This window comes from Pseudomonas sp. 9Ag, assembly GCF_902506445.1.
Lineage (GTDB): Bacteria > Pseudomonadota > Gammaproteobacteria > Pseudomonadales > Pseudomonadaceae > Stutzerimonas > Stutzerimonas stutzeri_AB.
Map to the genome: position 1 here is coordinate 1,804,736 of NZ_LR733836.1, position 21,118 is coordinate 1,825,853.

Below are 21,118 nucleotides of genomic sequence, written 5' to 3' on the forward strand. Positions count from 1 at the left end.
GCCAGAAGCGACGATCAGCAGGACGGTGCACGCGGCGCCATGGCATCACTGGCGATCAGCCCGCTCTGCGCCTGTCTGGCCGCCTTCTCGGCTCGCTTGCGCGCGCTGATGGTAGCCACGCACTGGTCATCGTTGTTGAGGATGACGATGCACTCCAGGCACTGGATGCACTCGTCATAGTCGATACGCCCATCGCGCTTGATGGCGCCGATCTCGCACTGATGCTTGCAGTGCTGGCATGGCTGGCCGCACGCGTCAATACGCTTGAGCCAGGAGAACAGGTGGAACTTGCCGAGCATCGCCAGCCCCGCACCCAGCGGGCAGACGTAGCGGCAATAGAACTTGTGCACGAACAGCCCGAGCCCGAGCAGAACCACTGCATAAAGCACGAACGGCCAGCTGCGCACGAAGAACAGCGTGATGCTGGTCTTGAACGGTTCCACTTCGGCAAGCCTCTCGGCCAACGTCAGTGAATAGAAGGCGGTCGGCACCAGACCAATGAGGATCAGGTACTTCAACCACTGCAAGCGCTGATGGCTACGATCGGAGATTTTCCATTGGCGAATGTGCAGGCGCTTGGCCAGCCAACCGAGCATTTCCTGCAGCGCGCCAAACGGACAGAGCCATCCGCAGAATACGCCACGGCCCCAGATGAACAGGCTGACAAAGGTAAAGCTCCATAGGATGAAGATCACCGGGTCCATCAGGAACACACGGATATCGAAGTTCTCCCCCAGCGCCAACAGCAGTGTGAAGATGTTCACCACCGAGAGCTGACCTTGGGCATAAAGACCAATAAACACCAGGGTGAACAACAAGAAACCCGCGCGGAACAGATGGAAACCACGGCTGTGCTGGCTGATGCGGTGCTGCCAGATAAACACCCCGCTCAGCAGGATCAGCGACACGCCAAGTACGCCGATCTGCCACACCCGCTCCTGCCACATGCGCAACCAGATGGGCGTCGGCTCGACTGCGGCCTGTGCCTCCTCGATGTTGAACAGCGCCTGGTCGAGCTGAAAGTCACGGGTGAAGTCCGTGCTGCTTTGCACCAGATGGTTGCGCTGCAGGTTCACGTTCAGGCGCAATCCGGCAGGCTCGGCCGGGTTGAACGCGCTATGTGCCTTGATGCGGAAGATCTGCGCCTCGCCCTCTTCAAGCGGTGCGTCGAGCAACTCCATCACCGCGCCGTTGTTGAAGTTCATGTCATAGAGGTCGATGGCGCGACCGTTCTGCATCAACACCAGTCGGCTGGGCGATGTGGCCGGCACGAAGTCGTCCGGCACATGGCGGTACATGCCCGAAGAGAGCACCAGCACAGTCTGCTCGTCGGCTTTCAATTCTTCGTTGAGTCTGGCGAATCCTGCGTCACCCAACAGGTTGCGACCGATGGTTGGCGCGTTCAGGTAGGCGAAGTAGAGGTCGGTGAAGGGCTGGGTATCGCTCTCCGGCTCGATGCCCAGGTATCCATCAATAGAATGGCCCAAGCCACGTTCGACCTCCTGGCGGCTGATCGTCCAGTGCTGAAGATAGTCACGCTGCAGCAGCTGTGACCAGTCGAGCGGTTCATAGAGGTCAGGCTTGGCCGTGGCCAAGGGACCACTGGCGAACCCTTCGAGCAGCTTGCGAGCCACGCTCAGGGCGGAGAGCAACACGGTTTCGTTGAGGATCACCACCGACACGGTTGCCTTGCTCACCCCGTCGATTCGGACAATCGACTCACTGGCGCTGGCCGATCCCTGTGAACCGCCCACCACAATGGGGATGCCGATAGATTTCTGTTGGTACTGGTCAACGAAGTCGAACAGAGGTTGTTCGCCCAGCCCGTGTAGGAAAACCGGCTCGTGATGTTCCAGCACTTTCACCCCGGCCAGCACACCCTGAGTGTCCATGCCGATCAGCAGACGGATCGGTTTGCCGGAAAACCCCTGCAGGTTCGAATAGTCGGTGGACTCGAAGGCATAGCCGAGCAATTCGTCCAACTGGTAGACACTGTGCACCGGCGGGTTGTCTTGCTTCGCCTCGATGCGCGTAGCTTTGGGAAATAGTTGCTGGATCTGCACGTCCAACTCCTGCGCAAACAGCGTTGGGCAGGCCAGCAGGCTCAACAGCAACAACATGCGCGAGAAGAAGCTGGCGCGACGAGTCATGAATGCTCCAGTCGTATTGTTATACGGCCATGCTATCCCCCACTCGACACACCGCCATGCGACTTGCTGGTTGATACGGCGCTACTTCAGTCGCATACCCAGCCCTCGCGGCTGATGTCGCGCCCGTCGCGCGCACTCACCGTGACGGAACGATGCCCGCCAACTGCGGGCCCAAGCTACACAACCCACAAGGGAGGCCCAGCGATGACCAAGGCAGTCAAACCGGACGCCGAAGAGCCCTACTTCGAAGCCCCTGCCCATATACCCAGCGGCAGCAACCATCAGATTCCGCACAGCCATCGGCTGATCTACCGCGATCACGACGTAATCGTGCACCTCACTGGGTATGAGTACGAAACCTTTGGCGAGACGTTGTGGGCCGTAGGCGCTGAAGTGGTGAAAGATCTGGAAATCATCGTCCCGGTAAGCGTCGACCAGACACAGCATTTCAGCAGCTATGACGAAGCCTTGGCACACGGCACCGACCTGGGCAAGCGCCTGGTCGACGAGCTCTAGCGCTCAACACTTGAACAGCCCTGCCGCCTGACCGCGGCCAGACCAACCGGAGATTCAATTCAATGAACGACAACAACGCAGTCGTGCGTCACGATGAGTCCCAGCAATGCTATGTCCTGGCCGTTGACGGCGAGGCGCTAGGCGTCGCCAGCTATGAAGACGATGGCGATCGCCGGGTATTCAGCCATACCGAGGTCGACTCAAGCCTGGAGGGTCAGGGCATGGGCAGCAAGTTGATCCGCGAATCCCTTGATGACACCCGTCAGAGTGGCAAGCGCATCGTGCCGGTGTGCGAGTTCGTTGCGGCGTACGTGAAAAAGCATCACGACTGGGACGACATCATCGAGGCGCGATAAAAGCACCCCGGGGGGGCAGGCATTTATCGCTCAGGCGAGTACCATGCCGGCCCCCTGATCAAAATGCCGCGCATGACCTGTACCAACCGCAAAATCGATCACCTGCGCCGCCAGATTCCTGGCTTCGCCTGCGAACCCGGCTGTCACGATTGTTGTGGCCCGGTCACCGCTTCTTCGGAAGAAATGGCCCGCTTGCCGCACAAGAGCGTTGCTGAGCACGACGCCGCCCTCGCCCACTGGAATTGCGTGCACCTGGGGCCGAACGGCTGCGAGGCCTATGCGCAGCGACCGCTGATCTGTCGACTGTTCGGCACCACCGCCAGCCTGCCCTGCCCGCGCGGCCGCGGCCCGGAAACGCCCACCGCGCCAGACGTGGAAAAGCAGGTGCATCAACTTATTGCCAGCACACGCCAGGTGCTGGTCTAGCAACGCACACAACAAGACATCACGAGAGACACGATGAGCAACGAACTTCGGATCGAAGACATCCAGCTTGGCCACGGCAAGGCCGTGGTCAAAGGCGCCCTGATCACCACGCAGTACCACGGCCAACTCGAAGACGGCCGCGTCTTCGACTCGTCCTATGATCGCGGCAAGCCGTTCCAGTGCGTGATCGGCACCGGCCGGGTGATCAAGGGCTGGGACCAGGGGTTGATAGGCATGAAAGTCGGCGGCAAACGCAGGCTTTTCGTCCCCGCCCACCTCGCCTATGGCGAACGGCAGGTAGGTGAACACATCGCGCCGAACTCGAACCTGCTGTTCGAGATCGAGCTGTTGGAAGTGCTGACCCGTGACGACTGAGCACAGCCGCTCACTGCAGGGTCGAATAGAGAGCAGCCTGTTCCGCAGCCGCTCCACAAGCAGACGCTACTCGCACCGATGACGGCTGCAGCCAGCGCAACAGCCGTCATACGCTTCAGGCGTGGGCGGGCTGGCCGCTAGCCGCGGTCGTCGATGAGGAGCTGCCCATCGAATCGCTGACCACGTCTCCCAGCATGTCGGCGGTGATGGCGCACAGCGTCCAGCCCAGGTGGCCATGACCGGTGTTGTAGAACACACAGGGTGAACTGCCGCGGCCGACCTTGGGCATCATGTTCGGCATCATCGGTCGAAGGCCGGCCCAGGGGACCACACTCTGGGTACTGACCCCTGGGAAGCACTCGGCTACCCACTCCACCAGCGGACGGATCCGATCCGCGCGAATGTCGCGGTTATAGCCGTTGAACTCGGCGGTGCCGGCTACCCGCAGACGGTTGTCACCCAGGCGACTGGTGACCAGCTTGGTTTCGTCGTCCAGCAAGCTAACGGTAGGCGCCGAGGCGCGGCTGGTCTCGTCGTTGAGGTTCACCGTGATCGAATAGCCCTTGACCGGGTAGATGTTCACCCGATCGCCGAGTTGTGCAGCCAGCGCGCGGCTGGCGGTTCCGGCACAGATCACCACGCCATCGAAGGTTTCGGTTTCGTCTCCGCCGGGCGTAGCGAGCGTCACCTTTGCTTGGTTGCCGTTAGTCAACACGCCTTTCACTTCCTGACCGTAACGGCATTCGACACCCAAGCGTATGGCCGCCGCCGCGAGGCCGTTGGTGAACATGTGAATGTCGCCAGTGGAATCGCACTCGGTGTAATAGCCACCGTAGTATTTCCCTGCCAGCGTTGGCTCGATAGCCCGCATCTCGTCGGGTGTCACGCTACGCCGCGGTAGCCCGCCTTGCGCCAATAAGCTGGAGACCTGGCCGGCATGGTCGTAGCCGGCCTTGTCACGGTAGATGTGCAGGATGCCGGCCTTTTTCAGGTCGAAATCGATGCCCTCTTCCTCGGCCCAGGCGAACAGGTGCTCGCGAGCGGCAATAGCCATGCGAGCCGTTTCGATGGTGTTCTGGCGGTATTGCGGAATAGAGCCGATGAACTCAGCGAACCAGGACAGCTTGTGCCAGCTCGGTTTGGGGTTGACCAGCAGAGGCGCGTCGCTCTTGAGCATCCACTTGATGCCCTTGAGGATGGTTGACCAGTGATTCCAGACCTCGGCGTTGGAGGCGGACAATTGGCCGCCGTTGGCGAACGAGGTTTCCATCGCCGCGTAGCGATGCTTTTCCAACAGCGTGACGGCGAAACCGCGCTTGGCCAGCGCGTAGGCCGTAGTGATGCCGGTGATACCGCCACCGATGACAGCGATCGTTTTCATGCTTACAGCTCCAGAACGTCAAGGGGTCAGAGCCCGTCCACACTATGCGGATCAGGCGCCCCCTCTGTTCTGGACCTGAGAGTTTCACGAGTTCTGCTCGCTTGCTCCTTCGGTGCGACGGGCGACGATGGCCCGACGGCTCTTCAGAGTTCACCCGTGATAACGGTCCTTTTGCCTGAGAGTTTCCGGGGCGGTTGCTCCTTCGGCGCTGCACACGGCCAAACCGCTGCAGTCTCTCCCGATATCACTTCAATGCCATGAACACGTGCTCACGGCAGTCTTGTCACTAGCACAATGCGCGCCACTCAGCACTGGTACGCCACGGCTGCAGTCAGCCCTTTGCCAGGTCCTGAGACTGCACCGCCACAGCTCAATGTCTATGCGCGCTGCAAGCGGATGCTCTTTTCTAGCGCAGTAGCGAGACAGAAGCTAGTCCTGCCTCAACCTCGCCTAACCTCAACCGCCGACTACGGCGATCAACCGACGCAGGTCGACCGGCTTGGTCATATGAATATCGAAGCCTGCGGCTAGAGCCTGCTCACGATCGCTCGGCTGGCCCCACCCAGTGATGGCGATCAATCGCACACTGGCGCCGCCTGGATGAGCACGGATCGCCCGTGCCACTTCGTCACCCCGCTGGCCGGGCATGCCAATGTCCAGCACAACCACCTCCGGTTTGAGCTGCAGGTAACGCTCGAAGGCTTCGATGCCATCAAACGCCAGGTGCACCTCGTGCCCTTCCAGCCGCAAGATCTCGGCCATGGTCTCGGCAATGTCCCGGTTGTCGTCCGCGACAAGAACGAGCCTTTTGTTCAGGGTGATGCTTTCGCTGACGTCATCGTCCGTGCCTATGCTACAGGCAGGCAGCGCCGGCAGGGTCAGGATGAACTCCGAGCCGTGACCCAGCCCTACGCTGCGCACCCGCAGGTCCGCTCCGTGCAGCTTCGCCAGCCCTTTGGCCAATGCCAGCCCGATGCCGAGGCCGGAGTTGATGTGCGATCCGGCGACCGGCACCTGAGCGAACCGTTCGAATATCAACCTGAGATTTTCACGTGCAATACCCACCCCGTTATCAATGACCGAGACCTTGGCGGTTTCGCCGTCCCGAGCTGCCGTGATGCGAATGCAACCACCATTGGGGGTGAATTTCGCGGCATTGTTGAGCAGGTTGGTCAGAATCTGCTCGAGACGAAGCGGATCGGCGTTCAGCAGGATAGGCGTGGCCGGCAGCGTCACTATCAGCTCATGTTGCTTCGCCTCAATTTTCTCCCTGGCAGTCTCGACAGCCGCCTCGATGACATTCCGCAGATCCAGCTGCTCCTTGCGCAGGGCCAGCTTGCCAAGCGTGATACGGGAAATGTCGAACAGGTCGTCGAGCAGCAGCGCCATGTGCCGTACCTGGCGTTCGATGATCTGCTGGCTGCGGATCTTTTGCGCATCGCTTGCTGCTGCTGAGCCGAAAATCCCGGCAGCCAGGCGAATCGGCGCCAGTGGGTTGCGCAACTCATGGGCCAAGGTCGCAAGGAATTCATCCTTGCGCTGCGCAGATTCACGGATCTCCTGCTCATGCTGCTTGGCCTGGGATACGTCAGCGAACCACACGGCCAGGCGCTGATCGAACGGCGTCGCGATCACCCGCACCCAGCGCTCATTTTCGAACGCCGTGCTACGGAGTTCCAGATCGCACGGTTGCTGAAACCGGGCCACCTCCAACAAAGTTTCCAAGGCTTGCGGATTCGCAGCATCGCCAAGCACCTCGCGTAGCCGCCGCCCAGTCAGTTCGGCGACTGTTCCGCGCAAGCTGGTCGCGCCAGTAAGGTTGATGAAGTCGAAGCGGAAATCATCCACCTCGCCCGCCGGGTTCCGCTGGGGATACAGGATTGCGAAGGGCACGGTGGAGGAGTTGAGCGCTACCTGCAGGCGCTGCTCGAACATGCCTGCCTTGGTCTGCGCCCGCGCTCGGTCAATGAACACCGCGGCGATCCCGGCCGCGAGATCGGCCAGACGAATCTCCCGTGCGGTGGGTAGCCGAGGAACTGGGCCGTGCACCGTGATCGTTCCGAGCACACTGTTGTCGCTGTGCCGAATGGGTGTGCTGTGCACCGAGCGGAAGCCTTCGCTGCGCGAAATGGCTACCAGATCGCCGAAGCGTGGCTCGGTCTCGGTACTGGCCAGGGTCACGCGCGTCCCGTCCTTTACCGCCATGCCACAGGGACTTGAGCCGGGCTCAAGGTTATCCATGAATGTCAGCGAGTCATCAGAAAACCCCGTCGAAGCATGGATGCGCAGCGGCGACGAGCCATCGCTGAGCATCACTAGCCCGTGCGAGGCGCCGTGAAGGGTGCAAAGCGCATCGAGAATGGCCTGCAACTGATCATCGAGCGCGGGCATCTGCAGCAGGCGATTACTCAGATCCTGTAGCAACTCCAGGTCGCTGACCTGCTGCGTCAGGTCCTGCTGCGCCAGCTCCAGCCGCGAAAGCATGTTGTCACGCTCGGCCTCGCTCGACAGACGCGCCTGCGCAGCACTTTCCAGCGCGCGCCCGACTTCGCGGATTTCTTCGATCTCGCTCTTGGGCGCCTGAAATGCCTGCCCCTGGCCGATAGCCTGAGCCGCGCGCCGCAAGTGCCTCATCGGGACGTTGATTCGCCGAGTTGCGAACAGTGCCGCGGCCACCGCAAACACCAGCGACAGCAGCAGTCCACCACCGTAAAGCGTGTAGGCCCGCGTTGCCCCGGCTTCGACAGCCTCGGTGGGCACCCCGGTCGCCACCACCCAGCCGGACGGCTGCAATCTCACGAACGAGGTATAGACCGAATTGCCTTCCATGGTCGTAGAGAGGCCGATGCCCTCTTCGCGGGAATTATCCTGCAGCATGGCCGCTAGCGTAGCCGAAGCCGGCATGCCCAGCGTCTGCTCGTGATGCAGCGATCGCGCGATACGCGTTCCGTTGGAATCCAGCACTGTGTTGACCCAACCGGTCGGCAGCCTGCGGTTAGCAATCACATCAGCCACAGCTTGCGGCTTGAGCACGGCGGTCAATACGTACTGAACCACATCGCCTTGCTGGACCGGTACACGCAGAGGGACACCCCAGATACCGCCGGGTCCCCGGCTCATGCTCCCGACCTGCGGTTTGCCCGTTCGAATCAGCTCGGTAAAGCTGCGCGGCTCGGCCATAGTTCTGGAAGCTGGAGGATTGTGCAGCGATACCCGCCTTAGCACCTCACCTTCCGGACTCAGGATCAGCAAGGCATACCAGCTGGGGACCGAGGGCAACACGCGGCGAACCATATCGGCGAAGCCATCAATATCGCCGTTATCCAGTAAGGGCGACTGCGACAGTGCCTGGAGCACGTTGAGCGACCGGCTCAGCTCTACTTCCACGGCGGTCGCGGCAAGGCGTGTCGCTTCAAGGCTGCGCTGCTTGGCCAGTTCTGTCTGTTCGGAGACGATCGAGAGCATACCCAGCCCTGCGACCAAGGCCAGCGGCAGGATTCCCGCCAATGCGATGGTCAACAGACGGCTGCGCAACGGTACCGACCGTCCCGATTTGGCTCCCGGTGCGTGATTCAAAATATCGTGTCCTTTGACGCCCAGACGGATCAGCCGCGAAATATTCTGCCGAAACGGGTACAGCGTGGCGCGCAGCGCGCTAGCTTAAGCGATCGGTCGATGGCGCGCATTGAATTGGAATGCCGGGTGCCAAACAGGTTCCATCTACCCCCTGGGCGTGCCCTGGCATGCAGTACCCCAGCCGGGGTGCCCGACGTCATTCGTCTCGGATGCAGGTCAGCAAGGCATTCAATGTTGAATCACCGTATTCGCCGCTCATCGTGAGCGCTCGGCGCCCTTCCGGCGCGATGATGGTGATGGGCGTGCTATCCAGGCCAGGCGAGGCTTCGGTTTCTCCGGGATGGAGCTGGCACGCTACTTTGAAGCGCTCGTGATTGGTGATCAGAACCTGAACCAACCCGGACTCGATTCCGGGGCCGGGATCTGTCTCCAGCTCACTGACCTCGACATCGACACGCAAGTCATTCAGCTCACGTTCAAGATGCAGCGGCTCGGCCATGGCCACCGCAGGTACTAGCAATAATCCCAGCGTCAGGGACGGATTCATGGAAACCTCCAGAGCGTGGTTCAAACCATATGGAGCCACTACCGGGCCGGGGAGTTCGCGACCAACGCCGCGAAGCCTGGCCTTGCACTCCCTGATATCCCTCTCTAATGCAAGAAGGCCCGCACATGGCGGGCCTTCTGGTCTTACTTGATGACCGCTTACTTGGGCAGCTTGAAGGTGATGAAACTGGCGCGACCTTCACGCAGTACCCGCATCGAAACAGAGCGGTTCTTCGGCAGATCCTTGACCACCTTAGTGAACTGCTTGACCGAATCGATCGCTTCGTTGTTCAGGTGAGTGATGACGTCACCCGGGCGCAGGCCGATCATCGCTGCCGGGCCCTGGCTGATGTCGCGAATCACCACGCCGCCGGAGATCTCCAGCGCCTGACGCTGCGCATCGGTCAGTTCGGCTACCGAAACGCCGAGGCGATTGGCGCTCTGCGTGTTGGCGCCCGAGCCATCGGCCGAAGCGACGACGTCACCGTCTTCCGGCAGCGCGCCAATTTCGATGTTCAGCGTCTGACGCTTGCCATCACGCACCACTTCGAGCTTGGCCTTGCTACCCGGCTTCATTGCGCCAACCAAATGTGGCAGGTCGCCAGACATGTCGATCGAGTTGCCATTGACGCTAAGAATCACGTCGCCAACTTTCAAACCACCCTTGGCTGCCGGACCGCCATCCATCACTTGTGCGACGAGCGCACCAGCGGGACGATCAAGCCCGAACGATTCGGCCAGGTCCTTGTTCACTTCCTGGATGACTACGCCAAGCCAACCGCGGCTGACCTTGCCGTCTTCACGCAGCTGGTTGGCCACGTCCATGGCAACGTCAATCGGGATGGCAAACGACAGCCCCATGAAACCACCGGAGCGGGTGAAGATCTGCGAGTTGATGCCTACGACTTCGCCTTCAAGGTTGAACAGCGGGCCGCCGGAGTTACCTGGGTTGATTGCCACGTCGGTCTGGATGAAAGGCACGTAGCTCTCGTTCGGCAGGCTGCGACCTTTGGCGCTGACCACGCCTGCAGTCACCGTATGGTCGAAACCGAAGGGCGAGCCAATCGCGACCACCCACTCCCCTGCTTTCAACTCTTCGGAGCTGCCAATCTTGACAGTCGGCAGGCCGTCACCTTCGATTTTCAGCAAGGCCACGTCGCTGCGCGGGTCAGCACCCACCAGCTTGGCTTGCATCTCGCTGCGATCCGGCAGGCGCACCATGATCTCGTCCGCGTCGGCGACAACGTGGTTGTTGGTCAGAACATAGCCGTCTTCGGAAATGATGAAGCCCGAACCCAGCGACTGAGCTTCACGGCGACGCTCGGGTTGCTGAGGCATTCCACGTTCGAAAAACTCGCGGAACATAGGCGGGATGCCCTCAAGATCAGGCATTTGTGCCTGCGCGTTGCCGCGCATCGGTTGTTTCTGCTTGGTGCTGATGTTCACCACCGCGGGCGAAGCATCCTCCACCAGAGGCGTGAAGTCCGGCAGGTCAGCGTGGGCCATGAGCGTCTGCCCAAACAGCGCTACGCCGGCCACGGCAGCCAGGAAGTTTCTACGAAGAATCATAGTGACGGGTCTCTCCACGATGAAAAAATGGGGTTGAAAACGACCGGTCTCGCGCCACAGCCGATCCTGGTCAAAAAAAGCAGCGGGTTGCCGCATGCACAATGGCTGACTCTAAGCTGACAGCCGGGTTGCGGCAAACCCACCCAAAGGAGCTGGCTGTTCCGTCGGCCTGAACCAGACTGTACGCGTAAGACAGTCAGCTTGGTGTGTAGCGGGCGTAAAGGAAAAGTAAGGTTTTACAAACAACGCCCAGCGGGGCCATAACACCTAGGGTCGGCTGACCTACTAGCCCGAAACGTCGAGCAGCCCTATCTCCTGTGCTGCCTGGCGTACCCGCTGATAGTCATCTGGCAACGACAGCCCTGCCTCCGCGCGTTTGAGCGCCGAATGGGCGTGATGGTTCGCTGCGAGTGTGATAGCCGCGTCGCCAAGGCGCCCGAGCGATGCCAATGCCTGCTGCAATCGAATGCCCACTTCGACCACCGCCGCACCGTCACGCGCAATGGGCGTGAAGAAATCGTCGAGCATGTCCGCTACGCTCAGTCCCGGCGCGAATACCCGGTCGAACTTAGGGTCTTCCGGCGGGGTCGGCCTGGACAGGTGCGACAGTACGCGAACGCCTCGGCCAATCACATCGACTGCGGTGCCCTGGTCGTTCATGGCAGGCGACAGCGCACGCGAGGCGACCTCTGCCATGACGATAATGCCGTAGCGTGGATCTCGGTCGAAGGTTCGCTGTGAGCCGACGACGAAGGCATCGCATAGCGCGCTGTCACATTCTTTATCGATCCCCACCGACCAGGCGATCGGCTGCGACGGCTCTACGAAGATCCCAGGAAGTGCACAAACATAGACTGCACAGCCTTCCTTCTTGGTCAGTTCGCCCAAGGCGGGCATGTCGATGTGCTGAACGAAGCCGATCTTGTCCGAGAACAACGGACGCGCGCCCGGCAATACTTTCGGATCGACTTCCAGCGGACGACCGCCCAGAAATGGTTGCTCCATCCGCTGGCACAGCGCCTGGGTAGCAGCTTTCTCGACACGGGCCGTTGTTTCGGCGACTCGGCCGAGCCCGGACAACTGATCGATCCAGCGCAACAGCGCGTAGAGCACCAGGATGACCACGATGATCGTCGCCGCGAACAGCACCACGCGGCCATTTTCGCCGTATAGCCCGGTACTCAACGCGATAATGCCAACAAGACTGAAAATGAATGAACCAATAAAGGTGGAGAGGGTGTTCTGCGTGGTGGGGTCTTCTACCAGCAGAGAAGTGGCACGTGGCGTGACATTGTTCGTTGCGGAGCCATATGCCGCCACCATAATGCTCAGGGAAAAGGTGGTGACCGCGAGCATGCTGGACGCCAGGACACCGAGGATGTTGTCGACGGCATCGGAACCGATCTTCGTCGACAGGTCATCCGGAATGTAGGGAGCCACCACCAGCGCCACCAGCGCAGTGGCTATTCCCAGGACCGAATACAGGCTGGCTCTAAACCAGGGCCGCTTGCTGATGCGGATGAGAAACCACTTCCAACGCTCGACCATGTCTTGCTCGCAATCCGTCCGTTTCAGTACAGACAAGCGCGCTGAAGGACCGTTGCGCAGGTTCGCCGGTTTCTTCACGCCGTCACGTTCATCAGTGCTTAGCGGGCCAGTGCCTCTACCGCTGCAGGCAGGTCGCGCATGTCATTGATTACCGCGGCCACGCCAAACTCCCGTAGCGCCTGATCATGCCCGGCGGGGATGTGGCTGGCACCGGTAAAGCCGATTACCTGCATCCCGGCTGTTCGCGCGGCCAGCACGCCGGTCGGGCTGTCTTCGACGACAAGGCAATGGCCAGGCGCGACGCCCATGCGTTCGGCCGCGAGCAGGTAGACGTCGGGCGCCGGTTTGGGTGAGCGGACCATTTCAGCGCAGAAGATGTTGCCGGCCACCCGCTCGACCAGGCCCGCACGCTGTAACGATGATTGAACGTTATGCAAACGGCTGTTCGAAGCTACTGCCAGCGGCAGCTTGATTGCCAGCAGCGCCTTGCGCACGCCGGGAATTGCCTGGACTTCTTCCGCCACGACCTTCTCACTCTGCCGACGCAGATCGGCATCGAAGGTTTCGGGCATGGCCAGGCCGAAGCGCTTTTCGATCAGATCGATGATGCTGGGGACGGTCAGACCGAACGTGCCCTCCAAAGCGGCGTGCAGTTGCTCGGCCGGAACATGCAGGCTCAACGCCTCGAACAGCACGCGGTGGCTGATGATTTCGCTGTCGACGATGACACCGTCACAGTCGCTGATCAGCAAGTCGATAGAGGCCATCGAATCTCCCGTGATTGATGCGCAGAAAGGCGCGGCGACTCCGGTGTGGAGACAGCGGCTTGGACTGCACCGGCAGCGTTGAGTTTAGCCCGCAACATTAACGCGACCGTTCAACCACGCCGCCTCAGCGAATGCCCAACATCCGGTCTGCGGACCAATGCCCGGCACCGCGTCCGATAACAACCAGCATCAGCCCGATCCAGGTCAGGTGCGTGGGCCAGGCATCGGGGTATACGAAGACCTGGATCACCAGCGTCATGCCCAGCAGGGCCAACGCTGATAGCCGCGTAAAGAGCCCGATCACCAGCAGAAGCGGAAACAGATGCTCGGCATAAGTGGCCAGATGCGCCGCCAGCTGAGGCGACAACAGCGGAAGCGCGTACTCGGTTTCGAACAGGTTGAAGGTGCTGGGTTTGATCGTGAGAAATCCGCTGACCTTGGTTCGCCCCGAATAGAAAAACACCGCGGCGATGGCCAGCCGCGCCACCAGGCTCAACGTCGAGTCGCTGACGTGGTGCTGCAGCCATAAGGCGAGTCGATTCCAGTGCTGCAACGGGCTCGATGTCGGGCTGGCTGGGTTCCTGTGCAAGATGTGCATGTCGGTTACTCCAGTGGGTTATCACTCGGCGGCGAAGACTTGGGCGGCAAACAGACCCGCCAGCAACGCATTGAAATCCAGCGCGGGCTGGGCCTCGAGCGCGAGGTCCGATGCGCTGGCAAGGGTATGGCCATCGGCACAGGCGTCGAGAAAGGCGCAACCGCCAAGACTCAGGGGCTGCCAGACGACCCGGTTGTCTCGCCTGCAGAGCAATGTGCCCTCGCCCTGCCAGACCAACGGATCGGGCAGCTCGGCGCCTTCGCGGTTGCAACGCCACAGCGTGAAGGCCGGCATACCGGACCAGTGCCAGTGCGCCGCTGCGCTGGGTCGCAGACGCAGTTCGGCGAGTTGCGCCGGCGCCATCGAACTCAGCGTATGCAATCCAAGTCGGGGATGTTCCGGCGCGGCAAAGGCTAAAAGCCACAGCTGATCGAGGCGCGCGACCTCGGCGATGTACGGCAAGTCGCGGGCAGGTTCGAACCGTTCAAGAAAGTCTGCAAAGCGCTCGCCATAGCGAACCAACTGCGGTTGGGTCGGAGGGCACTGCTGTGCAAACACGCGCGCTGCCGCACTCATCCACTCGGCACCCACCAGCCGCTCGACCGTCGGGAAGTTCGCCCGCAGCGCATCGACGCACCCCTTCAGCACGGTGTTGCGGTAGACCGCGAACCCTGGTTGCGCCGCCAGCCTCGCCAGCCAGTCAGTGGGGGGATTGGCAGCAGAAGGACCAGGGCCCATGGGTTCGTCGGTCCATAGCGCTTCAGCCAAGCCATCCTGAAAATCAGCAAGCGTGAGCGTCATGTCGCCCCCTTTTCTCAAGCAGCCGCTGCGCATGGTCGCGCTCGATCAGCAGCTCGGCGAAGGTTGGCAGCTGGTCATCACGTTCGATCAATGTGGGTCGTGTGCCGATACGCTCGATCAATCGGTCATAGAGCGACCAGACGGCGGCCGCTATCGGCGCGTCGTGCGAATCGATCAACAGCCCTGAATGCGCGGAGCTGTCCTGCCTATGCCCGGCCAGATGCACCTCCAGTACAGCTTCAGCGGGAAAACGATCGATATATGCAGCAGCATCGAAGCCGAGATTGTGAGCGCTGACGTGTACGTTATTGACGTCCAGCAACAGGCCGCAGCCGCTGCGACGGGCCAGCTCAGCCAGAAACTCGATTTCATCCCACTCATGTCCCTCGAGGCACACGTAGTAGCTGGGGTTTTCCACTGCGATCTGCCGACCCAGCACCTCCTGGGTGCGCTGGATGTTATCGACGATTCGAGCCAGAGCCGCCTCGGTTCGCGGAAAAGGCAACAGGTCGGGGTTGTACTGACCTCGCCAGGCAGACCAGGCCAGGTGTTCGGACACCAATGCCGGCCGAACCCGCTCGATCAATGATCTGAGGCCTTGCAGATGGGATTCGTCCGGCGGGCAATCGGCAGCCAGTGACAGTGATACGCCATGCAACGAAAGCGGATGACGCTCGCCGATGGCGTCCAACCAGGCCAGACGGGGGCCGCCGCCGAGCATGTAGTTTTCCGGATGCACTTCGAACCAGAGGCCCGGCGCGGCACAGTCGTACGCCGGCTCGTAATGCTCGGGCTTCAAGCCAACACCTGCTCCCAGAACTGACATGCTCATGCGGCGGCTCCTGTCAGGACTCGATCGGCGTCAGCGAGCCCATGCCTTCGGGCGTCTTGATTTCAATGCAAGTACCGGCCGGTACTTTTTTCCAGGCATTGCCCTGGTAATCCACTTTCGAGCTGCCGGCGCAGCTGGTGCCGGCACCGGCTTTGCAATCGTTTTGGCCGGCGAGCGCGACGCCGTAGCATTTCTCCATGGCGCCTTCGGTTTTTTCAGCAGCCGTGGCGCCGGCGGCGATGGATGCAAGGGCAACGGCTGCTGCAGCAAGGGCGAGATTATTCATTTGATGTTTCTCCAGTCTGTGTTGCTGACAGTGGTTTACTGGCAGCTCGACCAGTAATTCGCCCTTTTCGGTCACTCGGTTACAGCGGGAGCAAGAAATTTATTTTTGAGATTTCTTCCATCTCGTCCTACCGTAGCGGCGCGCCGCCACCCTGCCGTGGGTTGGATGCAACGGGCGCACAGCATCGATTTTTTTCCTTCCGTGTAACCAGAGCGACCGATGCAACGAACTACCAGTCATGAGGCGCTCAAGGCACGCGAAGCCCACCTGCAACAGCTGTTACTGCTGGGGCTGGACGGCGACGATGAGGCCTATCGGCAATTCTTGACGCTGCTCGGCGCGCATCTGCGCAGCTTCCTCAGGCGCCGACTGCAATCGCCGGAGGTCGAAGACCTGTTGCAGGAAGCCCTGCTGGCGGTGCACAACGCGCGGCATACCTATCGCCGCGAGCAACCGGTGACCGCCTGGGTACAGGCGATAGCGCGTTACAAACTGATGGACCATTTTCGAGCCCATGCAAGGCACGATGCCTTGAACGATTCATTGAGCGACCAGGCAGAGCTGCTGGCCGACGAAGACCACCAGGCCCAGCAAGCGCAGCGGGATCTGGCCCGACTGCTCGAACAACTCCCGGACAAGCAACGCTTGCCCATTCTTCACGTCAAATTGCAGGGGCTTTCGGTGGAAGAAACCGCTCGACGCACCGGGCTTTCGGCATCAGCAGTCAAGGTGGGCGTTCACCGCGGCCTGAAAGCGCTGGCCGCCCTGATTGGAGGACATCGATGAAGACCGACGAGCTGATCAACATGCTCGCCAACCACGCACCGCCCGTGGATCGGCAGATCGTCGCGCGACGCTTTGGTAAAGCCCTGGTGATCGGCCTGGTGCTGGCATTGCTGCTGTTACTGACGGTTTTCGGTATTCGCCCGGACATCGGCCAAGTCGCGACGACACCGTTGTTCTGGGCCAAGCTGGCGCTACCGGCAAGCCTGCTCGCCGGCGCTTTGCTGGTAACCACGCGGCTCGCCAGACCAGGAGCGCCTGTTGGTAATGGCTGGGCCACAGTCGCAGTGCCGGTGATAGCGGTTTGGCTCGCAGCATTGGGCCTATTGTTCAGCGTTTCGGCCAATAGCCGGTGGGCACTGATATTCGGTGAAACCTGGCGAGTCTGCCCGCTGAACATCGCGCTGCTGTCGATTCCCACGTTCGCCTGCGTGTTCTGGGCGATCCGTGGTTTCGCGCCGACCCGGCTGCGTCTCGCCGGCGCAGCTGGCGGGTTGTTGGCCGGTTCGATGGCAACACTTGCCTACAGCCTGCATTGCCCGGAGATGAGTGTCGCCTTCTGGGCCGTCTGGTATGTGCTTGGCATGCTCATCCCCACCGCCGTCGGCGCCCTCCTCGGCCCACGACTGTTGCGTTGGTAAACGTACAACGCGCATTTTCTTCAATACTGCGGTTGTGTCCGCTCCTATCGTCGCGCTGGTGTTCAAGCGTAGGTTCAGGAGTTTTCGATGAGTCTTTTACTATCTATGGCCGCCTTCGCGCTGGCATCCTCGATATCACCCGGCCCGGTCAATATCGTTGCGCTCAGCGCCGGCGCGCAGTTCGGCTTGCGCCCAGCCATGCGCCACGTCAGCGGCGCGACCCTTGGCTTCACGCTGTTGCTGTTGCTGATCGGGCTGGGCCTGAACCAAGTGCTCGATCATTGGCCCTGGCTGACGGAATCGATCAGGCTGGCTGGCGTGGCGTTCCTGCTGTACATGGCGTTTCGGCTGGCGGCAGACGACGGTCGTCTGAATGCAGACAAACCTGTGGTCCCGCCGACGATGCTGTATGGCGCAGCGATGCAGTGGCTCAATCCCAAGGCCTGGCTGGCTTCGGTCGCGGGAATGGGCTTGTTCGCTGCGGCCGGCGATGCGCCTTCGGTATGGCGCTTCGCCGCGGTCTATTTCGTGATTTGCTATGCCTCAGTAGCCTGCTGGGCGTACGCCGGCACCTTCCTGCGGCACTACCTTAACGAGCCCGCACGAGTACGGCTGTTCAATCGACTGATGGCAGCGCTACTGACCGCCTGCGCGACTTACTTGCTGCTGACCTGACGGATGTTGTGGCGCACGTTTCGATTCCCTGTTCGATAGTGCCCGGGCGTGGCGGCCAGCAGTTGCTTGAAGGCGCGCTGCAGGTGCGCCTGGTCGGCAAACCCCGCAGCCAGCGCCACATCCGAGATAGGCCGGCCGCGCCGCAGTTCGGCGCGCGCGAACTGCACGCGCCGGTTGGTCAGATACGCATGAGGGGTCATCCCGAAATGTTTTTTGAAAGCGCGGATGAGACTCGACGGTGAGACGCCCGCAATCAGGCTGATCTCGTGCAGCTTGAGGGAGCGCTGATAATTGTCCGCAATGTATTCAGCGGCGCGCTGCAGTTTCAGATCTCTCACTGGAACCTCAACGTCGAGTCCCAATCGCTCGTGCAGCTGGGAGAAGAACGCTACGGCGCCCGTCTCCTTTTGCAGCAAGTCGGCATTGTCGTCGATGAGTACCGCATGAAAACGGCGAAAACCAGCCTGCAGCAGCGGGTCGCGCGTCATTATCGGGGCGAAGCGGCGAAAACCTGCGCCATCCATGCCCAAGGCGTCCTGCAGTTCGCTCAGCCATCGGGGCTCGACATAGAGCATGCGATACGCCCACGGCTGGTTCTGGATCGGATTGCAGGCATGTACGTCGCCGGGGTTCATCAGCACCAGCGTGCCGGCCTCGATCCGGCACTGATGATCGCCGTTGATATAGGTACTGGCGCCGCTGTCGATCAAGCCGATGGAAAAGGTTTCGTGACTGTGCCGTGCATAACAGACGCGGCGACCATCTTCCACGCTGCGCGACTCGATGAACGGCAGTGCCGCGTCGCGCCAGAAGCTGGACCCGGAAGCTGAACGAGATTGCGCGGGGATGTGCTGATGCATGTTCGAGTCTGTAACGACGCCAGGGAGCCTCAGCGTAGCCGAAAACCGCGCCTGTGTTGGGCAACCCGCTGTGTTTCGGCATGGCGAGCAATGATCGTCTAGGCAACAAGAACGGTCATCAAAGAATTTCCAGACCCTCGCATTTGTAATCACCGATGAAGATATCGTCCAGAAGCACCTCGCCGTCGAGGTTGAAGCAGAACAGATAGCTCTCGGTTCGATCACCGATTTCGACGCTTTTCAGGCCAATGCATTCGTTGGGATGGCCCGGCAGGATCTTGAACGAGGAGATGCCCCGTTCAGGAATACGCTGACCGACTTCCAGGGTTCGGATCTGGCTGAAATCCTCATTGGCGATAATCAAGGTATTGGCCCCGCGCTCCCGCCCATCTACCGCCTCGTCGAAGGGCTCAGTCGAGATTTTGCGCGGAAAGAACAGCCATTCGCGGCGATAAGGATGCCACTCGGCCGCCTCGTGAATCACATAGCCGTCTGGCCCGACGCCGAGCGCATCGCGGATGCGTTGATAGCGACCCGACCAGTCCACGCTCTGCACGGCGTAATGCCGGTCAAGCAGCTTTATCCACTCCTCGGCGGCGTTCTTGCCGTGGCTCCCGACGACCAGCTGATCGTTGTAGAGCGTTGCCCACTCCGCCTTGAAGCCCTTGAAGGCCTCGTCGCCGCTGCCGGTCATGAGAATGTTTCGGGGCACCAACTGATTCTGGTCGCGTATCTCACAGACCAAACCGGTGCGGTCGTCGAAGGTCACCAAGCGTTTGCCGAACATGGCCAGCTCTGAAAACTCGGCGCCGCGCCCGCCCTCGGCGATGAGACTTACCAGCTGGAACTCACCACCTTCGTGCTCTGGAATATCCTCAAACCGGTAGTGTGGCTTGCCCGTTTGCGGGTCGATGTCACGGTGCAGCCGGTCATGGCGCAGGGTCGATTGCCAGCCGATCTGGCCGCAGTCCAGTTCAACCTGGGAGGCGTGGTCCTCATCGGTGATGATGGCCAGCAGGTATTCACGGGTGGTGCTGTCGTAGCGTTCGAGTCGCCGAACGTCGAAGTGCGATTCGCTCATGAGGTAAGGTGCTCGTCTCAGGTTGGCGCCACCAGCTCGCCGGGGGCTCGTCTGGTTTCGGACAGCACGCACCACTCAAGTTCACCAGCGATCGCATCAGCTGCGGCAGAACGGCTGCGTCTGTTTTACTGTCCGAACCTGCACCACGTATTCAGATGGGACCGCATGATTTTTCTGCTATCCAAACGGCCGGCCTCGGTTGCCGACTCGCACGCGCCTACCTCGACCCTTTCTACCTGGGCCAAGCGCCGGCTCGCCCTTACTGCGGCGGGCGCCTTGCTGGCTGGCCTGGCCGGCTGCGGCACGCAAAAACCTGAGATCCCAGCGCCTCGTCCGGACGAAGTCCGCGCCAAGATCGTTCGGCTGATTCCCAGCACCATCCCGAATCGCCAGGGCTGGGCCACCGACATCTACGCTGCCTTCGATGCGTTGGCGATCCCGCCGACCAATGAAAACCTCTGCGCTGTCCTGGCCGTCACGGTGCAGGAATCCACTTTCCAAGCGACGCCGCCGGTCCCAGGCCTGGCCAAAATCGCCCGTGAAGAGATCTACCGCCGCGCGTCCCGATTGCATGTTCCCCGCTTCATTGTCGACGCGGCTCTGGACGTTCAATCACCCAATGGCAAGACATACACCCAGCGCCTTGCAGCGGTGCGCACTGAAGAACAGCTAAGCGCGATCTTTGACGATTTCCTTGGGATCATGCCGCTCGGCAAGCAATTGTTCGGCACATTGAATCCGGTCAAGACCGGCGGCCCGATGCAAGTCAGCATCGCGTTCGCTGAAGACCGCGCACGTGACTATCCCTACCGCCGGGAAGGCTCTATCCGGGATGAGGTGTTCACGCGCCGCGGTGGCATGTACTTCGGCATCGCACATCTGTTGGATTACCCCGCCAGCTACACACAGCCGCTGTACCGCTTCGCAGACTTCAACGCCGGCTGGTATGCCAGCCGCAACGCCGCATTTCAGGCTGCAGTCAGCCGCGCCAGTGGCATCAAGCTGGCCATCGATGGCGACCTGATCATTCATGGAAGCAGCAAAGCCGGCCAGACCGAACGTGCGGTTCGCTCGCTGGCGGGCAAGCTCGACATGAGCGAGACGGCGATCCGCAACGCCCTTGAACGCGGCGACACACACGGATTCGAGAAAACTACCTTGTATGAACGAGTGTTCGCACTAGCCGAAAAACGCGCCGGAAAACCCCTTCCCCGCGCCGTGCTTCCCGGCATTCGGCTGGAAAGCCCGAAAATCACTCGCAACCTGACGACTGCCTGGTTTGCCAATCGGGTCAACGACCGCCATCTGGCCTGTATGAAACGCGCCGGCAGCTAGCGGGAACATTTTGTTA

Annotated in this window: 21 protein-coding genes and 1 riboswitch; of the genes, 8 read left to right on the top strand and 13 right to left on the bottom strand. The window is 61.0% G+C overall.

Annotated elements, in window-relative coordinates:
- Positions 1–14 precede the first annotated feature (14 nt).
- On the bottom strand, positions 15–2,150 hold the full coding sequence (locus ALTERO38_RS07900; protein ID WP_159967914.1) for a NosR/NirI family protein: 2,136 nt from the start codon (positions 2,148–2,150) through the stop codon (positions 15–17).
- A 204-nt stretch (positions 2,151–2,354) separates the two neighbouring features.
- On the opposite strand from ALTERO38_RS07900, the gene ALTERO38_RS07905 reads away from it, so the two are divergent.
- The 4 genes from ALTERO38_RS07905 (at position 2,355) to ALTERO38_RS07920 (ending at position 3,823) form a co-directional block, all read left to right on the top strand.
- On the top strand, positions 2,355–2,666 hold the full coding sequence (locus tag ALTERO38_RS07905) for a hypothetical protein (RefSeq protein ID WP_159967915.1): 312 nt from the start codon (positions 2,355–2,357) through the stop codon (positions 2,664–2,666).
- 62 nt (positions 2,667–2,728) lie between these two features.
- Positions 2,729–3,022: a GNAT family N-acetyltransferase gene (locus ALTERO38_RS07910; RefSeq protein WP_102836378.1), complete on the top strand. Its 294-nt coding sequence runs from the start codon at positions 2,729–2,731 to the stop codon at positions 3,020–3,022.
- A gap of 72 nt (positions 3,023–3,094) precedes the next feature.
- Positions 3,095–3,448: a YkgJ family cysteine cluster protein gene (locus ALTERO38_RS07915; protein ID WP_102836423.1), complete on the top strand. Its 354-nt coding sequence runs from the start codon at positions 3,095–3,097 to the stop codon at positions 3,446–3,448.
- A gap of 33 nt (positions 3,449–3,481) precedes the next feature.
- Positions 3,482–3,823, top strand: coding sequence for an FKBP-type peptidyl-prolyl cis-trans isomerase (locus ALTERO38_RS07920; RefSeq protein ID WP_159967917.1), 342 nt, complete (start codon positions 3,482–3,484; stop codon positions 3,821–3,823).
- Positions 3,824–3,938: 115 nt separating this feature from the next.
- Here the strand turns inward: ALTERO38_RS07920 and ALTERO38_RS07925 are convergent, their stop codons facing one another.
- From ALTERO38_RS07925 to ALTERO38_RS07970, 10 genes are all read right to left on the bottom strand, one after another.
- On the bottom strand, positions 3,939–5,204 hold the full coding sequence (locus tag ALTERO38_RS07925) for a D-amino acid dehydrogenase (RefSeq protein WP_159967919.1): 1,266 nt from the start codon (positions 5,202–5,204) through the stop codon (positions 3,939–3,941).
- Between the two features lie 153 nt (positions 5,205–5,357).
- A riboswitch (glycine riboswitch) is annotated at positions 5,358–5,455 on the bottom strand.
- 205 nt (positions 5,456–5,660) lie between these two features.
- A complete protein-coding gene (locus ALTERO38_RS07930) occupies positions 5,661–8,738 on the bottom strand; it encodes an ATP-binding protein (protein ID WP_159967921.1) in 3,078 nt (1,025 codons plus the stop codon).
- A 238-nt stretch (positions 8,739–8,976) separates the two neighbouring features.
- Positions 8,977–9,327 carry a hypothetical protein gene (locus ALTERO38_RS07935; protein ID WP_102836373.1) on the bottom strand — a complete coding sequence of 117 codons (351 nt, stop codon included), beginning with the start codon at positions 9,325–9,327 and terminating at the stop codon, positions 8,977–8,979.
- A gap of 158 nt (positions 9,328–9,485) precedes the next feature.
- Positions 9,486–10,895 (bottom strand): DegQ family serine endoprotease, encoded by a 1,410-nt coding sequence (locus ALTERO38_RS07940; protein ID WP_102836372.1) that lies wholly within the window; start codon positions 10,893–10,895, stop codon positions 9,486–9,488.
- 285 nt (positions 10,896–11,180) lie between these two features.
- Complete coding sequence (locus ALTERO38_RS07945) at positions 11,181–12,443, bottom strand: DUF2254 domain-containing protein (RefSeq protein WP_102836422.1); 1,263 nt, start codon at positions 12,441–12,443, stop codon at positions 11,181–11,183.
- Between the two features lie 98 nt (positions 12,444–12,541).
- The gene (locus tag ALTERO38_RS07950) at positions 12,542–13,210 is read right to left on the bottom strand and encodes an HAD family phosphatase (protein WP_159967923.1); all 669 of its coding nucleotides are present in this window, start codon (positions 13,208–13,210) and stop codon (positions 12,542–12,544) included.
- A 124-nt stretch (positions 13,211–13,334) separates the two neighbouring features.
- On the bottom strand, positions 13,335–13,808 hold the full coding sequence (locus ALTERO38_RS07955; RefSeq protein WP_159967924.1) for a DoxX family protein: 474 nt from the start codon (positions 13,806–13,808) through the stop codon (positions 13,335–13,337).
- A 21-nt stretch (positions 13,809–13,829) separates the two neighbouring features.
- Positions 13,830–14,609: a DNA-binding domain-containing protein gene (locus ALTERO38_RS07960; RefSeq protein ID WP_159967926.1), complete on the bottom strand. Its 780-nt coding sequence runs from the start codon at positions 14,607–14,609 to the stop codon at positions 13,830–13,832.
- Positions 14,590–15,435 carry a DUF692 domain-containing protein gene (locus tag ALTERO38_RS07965; RefSeq protein ID WP_372239406.1) on the bottom strand — a complete coding sequence of 282 codons (846 nt, stop codon included), beginning with the start codon at positions 15,433–15,435 and terminating at the stop codon, positions 14,590–14,592. Before ALTERO38_RS07965 ends, ALTERO38_RS07960 begins: the two co-directional genes overlap by 20 nt.
- Positions 15,436–15,454: 19 nt before the next feature.
- On the bottom strand, positions 15,455–15,727 hold the full coding sequence (locus tag ALTERO38_RS07970; protein WP_159969662.1) for a DUF2282 domain-containing protein: 273 nt from the start codon (positions 15,725–15,727) through the stop codon (positions 15,455–15,457).
- A gap of 219 nt (positions 15,728–15,946) precedes the next feature.
- On the opposite strand from ALTERO38_RS07970, the gene ALTERO38_RS07975 reads away from it, so the two are divergent.
- From ALTERO38_RS07975 to ALTERO38_RS07985, 3 genes are all read left to right on the top strand, one after another.
- Positions 15,947–16,513, top strand: coding sequence for a sigma-70 family RNA polymerase sigma factor (locus tag ALTERO38_RS07975; RefSeq protein ID WP_159967931.1), 567 nt, complete (start codon positions 15,947–15,949; stop codon positions 16,511–16,513).
- Positions 16,510–17,151: a DUF1109 domain-containing protein gene (locus ALTERO38_RS07980; RefSeq protein ID WP_159967933.1), complete on the top strand. Its 642-nt coding sequence runs from the start codon at positions 16,510–16,512 to the stop codon at positions 17,149–17,151. Before ALTERO38_RS07975 ends, ALTERO38_RS07980 begins: the two co-directional genes overlap by 4 nt.
- An 87-nt stretch (positions 17,152–17,238) precedes the next feature.
- Positions 17,239–17,826 (top strand): LysE family translocator, encoded by a 588-nt coding sequence (locus ALTERO38_RS07985; protein ID WP_159967935.1) that lies wholly within the window; start codon positions 17,239–17,241, stop codon positions 17,824–17,826.
- On the opposite strand, the gene ALTERO38_RS07990 is transcribed toward ALTERO38_RS07985, so the two are convergent.
- Positions 17,808–18,686, bottom strand: a complete 879-nt coding sequence (locus ALTERO38_RS07990; RefSeq protein WP_159967937.1) for an AraC family transcriptional regulator — start codon at positions 18,684–18,686, stop codon at positions 17,808–17,810. The two genes, ALTERO38_RS07985 and ALTERO38_RS07990, sit on opposite strands and share 19 nt — an antisense overlap.
- 118 nt (positions 18,687–18,804) lie before the next feature.
- On the bottom strand, positions 18,805–19,767 hold the full coding sequence (locus ALTERO38_RS07995) for a hypothetical protein (protein WP_159967939.1): 963 nt from the start codon (positions 19,765–19,767) through the stop codon (positions 18,805–18,807).
- 165 nt (positions 19,768–19,932) lie between these two features.
- Between ALTERO38_RS07995 and ALTERO38_RS08000 the strand changes: the two genes are divergently transcribed.
- The gene (locus ALTERO38_RS08000; RefSeq protein ID WP_256663818.1) at positions 19,933–21,102 is read left to right on the top strand and encodes a DUF1615 domain-containing protein; all 1,170 of its coding nucleotides are present in this window, start codon (positions 19,933–19,935) and stop codon (positions 21,100–21,102) included.
- Positions 21,103–21,118 lie beyond the last annotated feature (16 nt).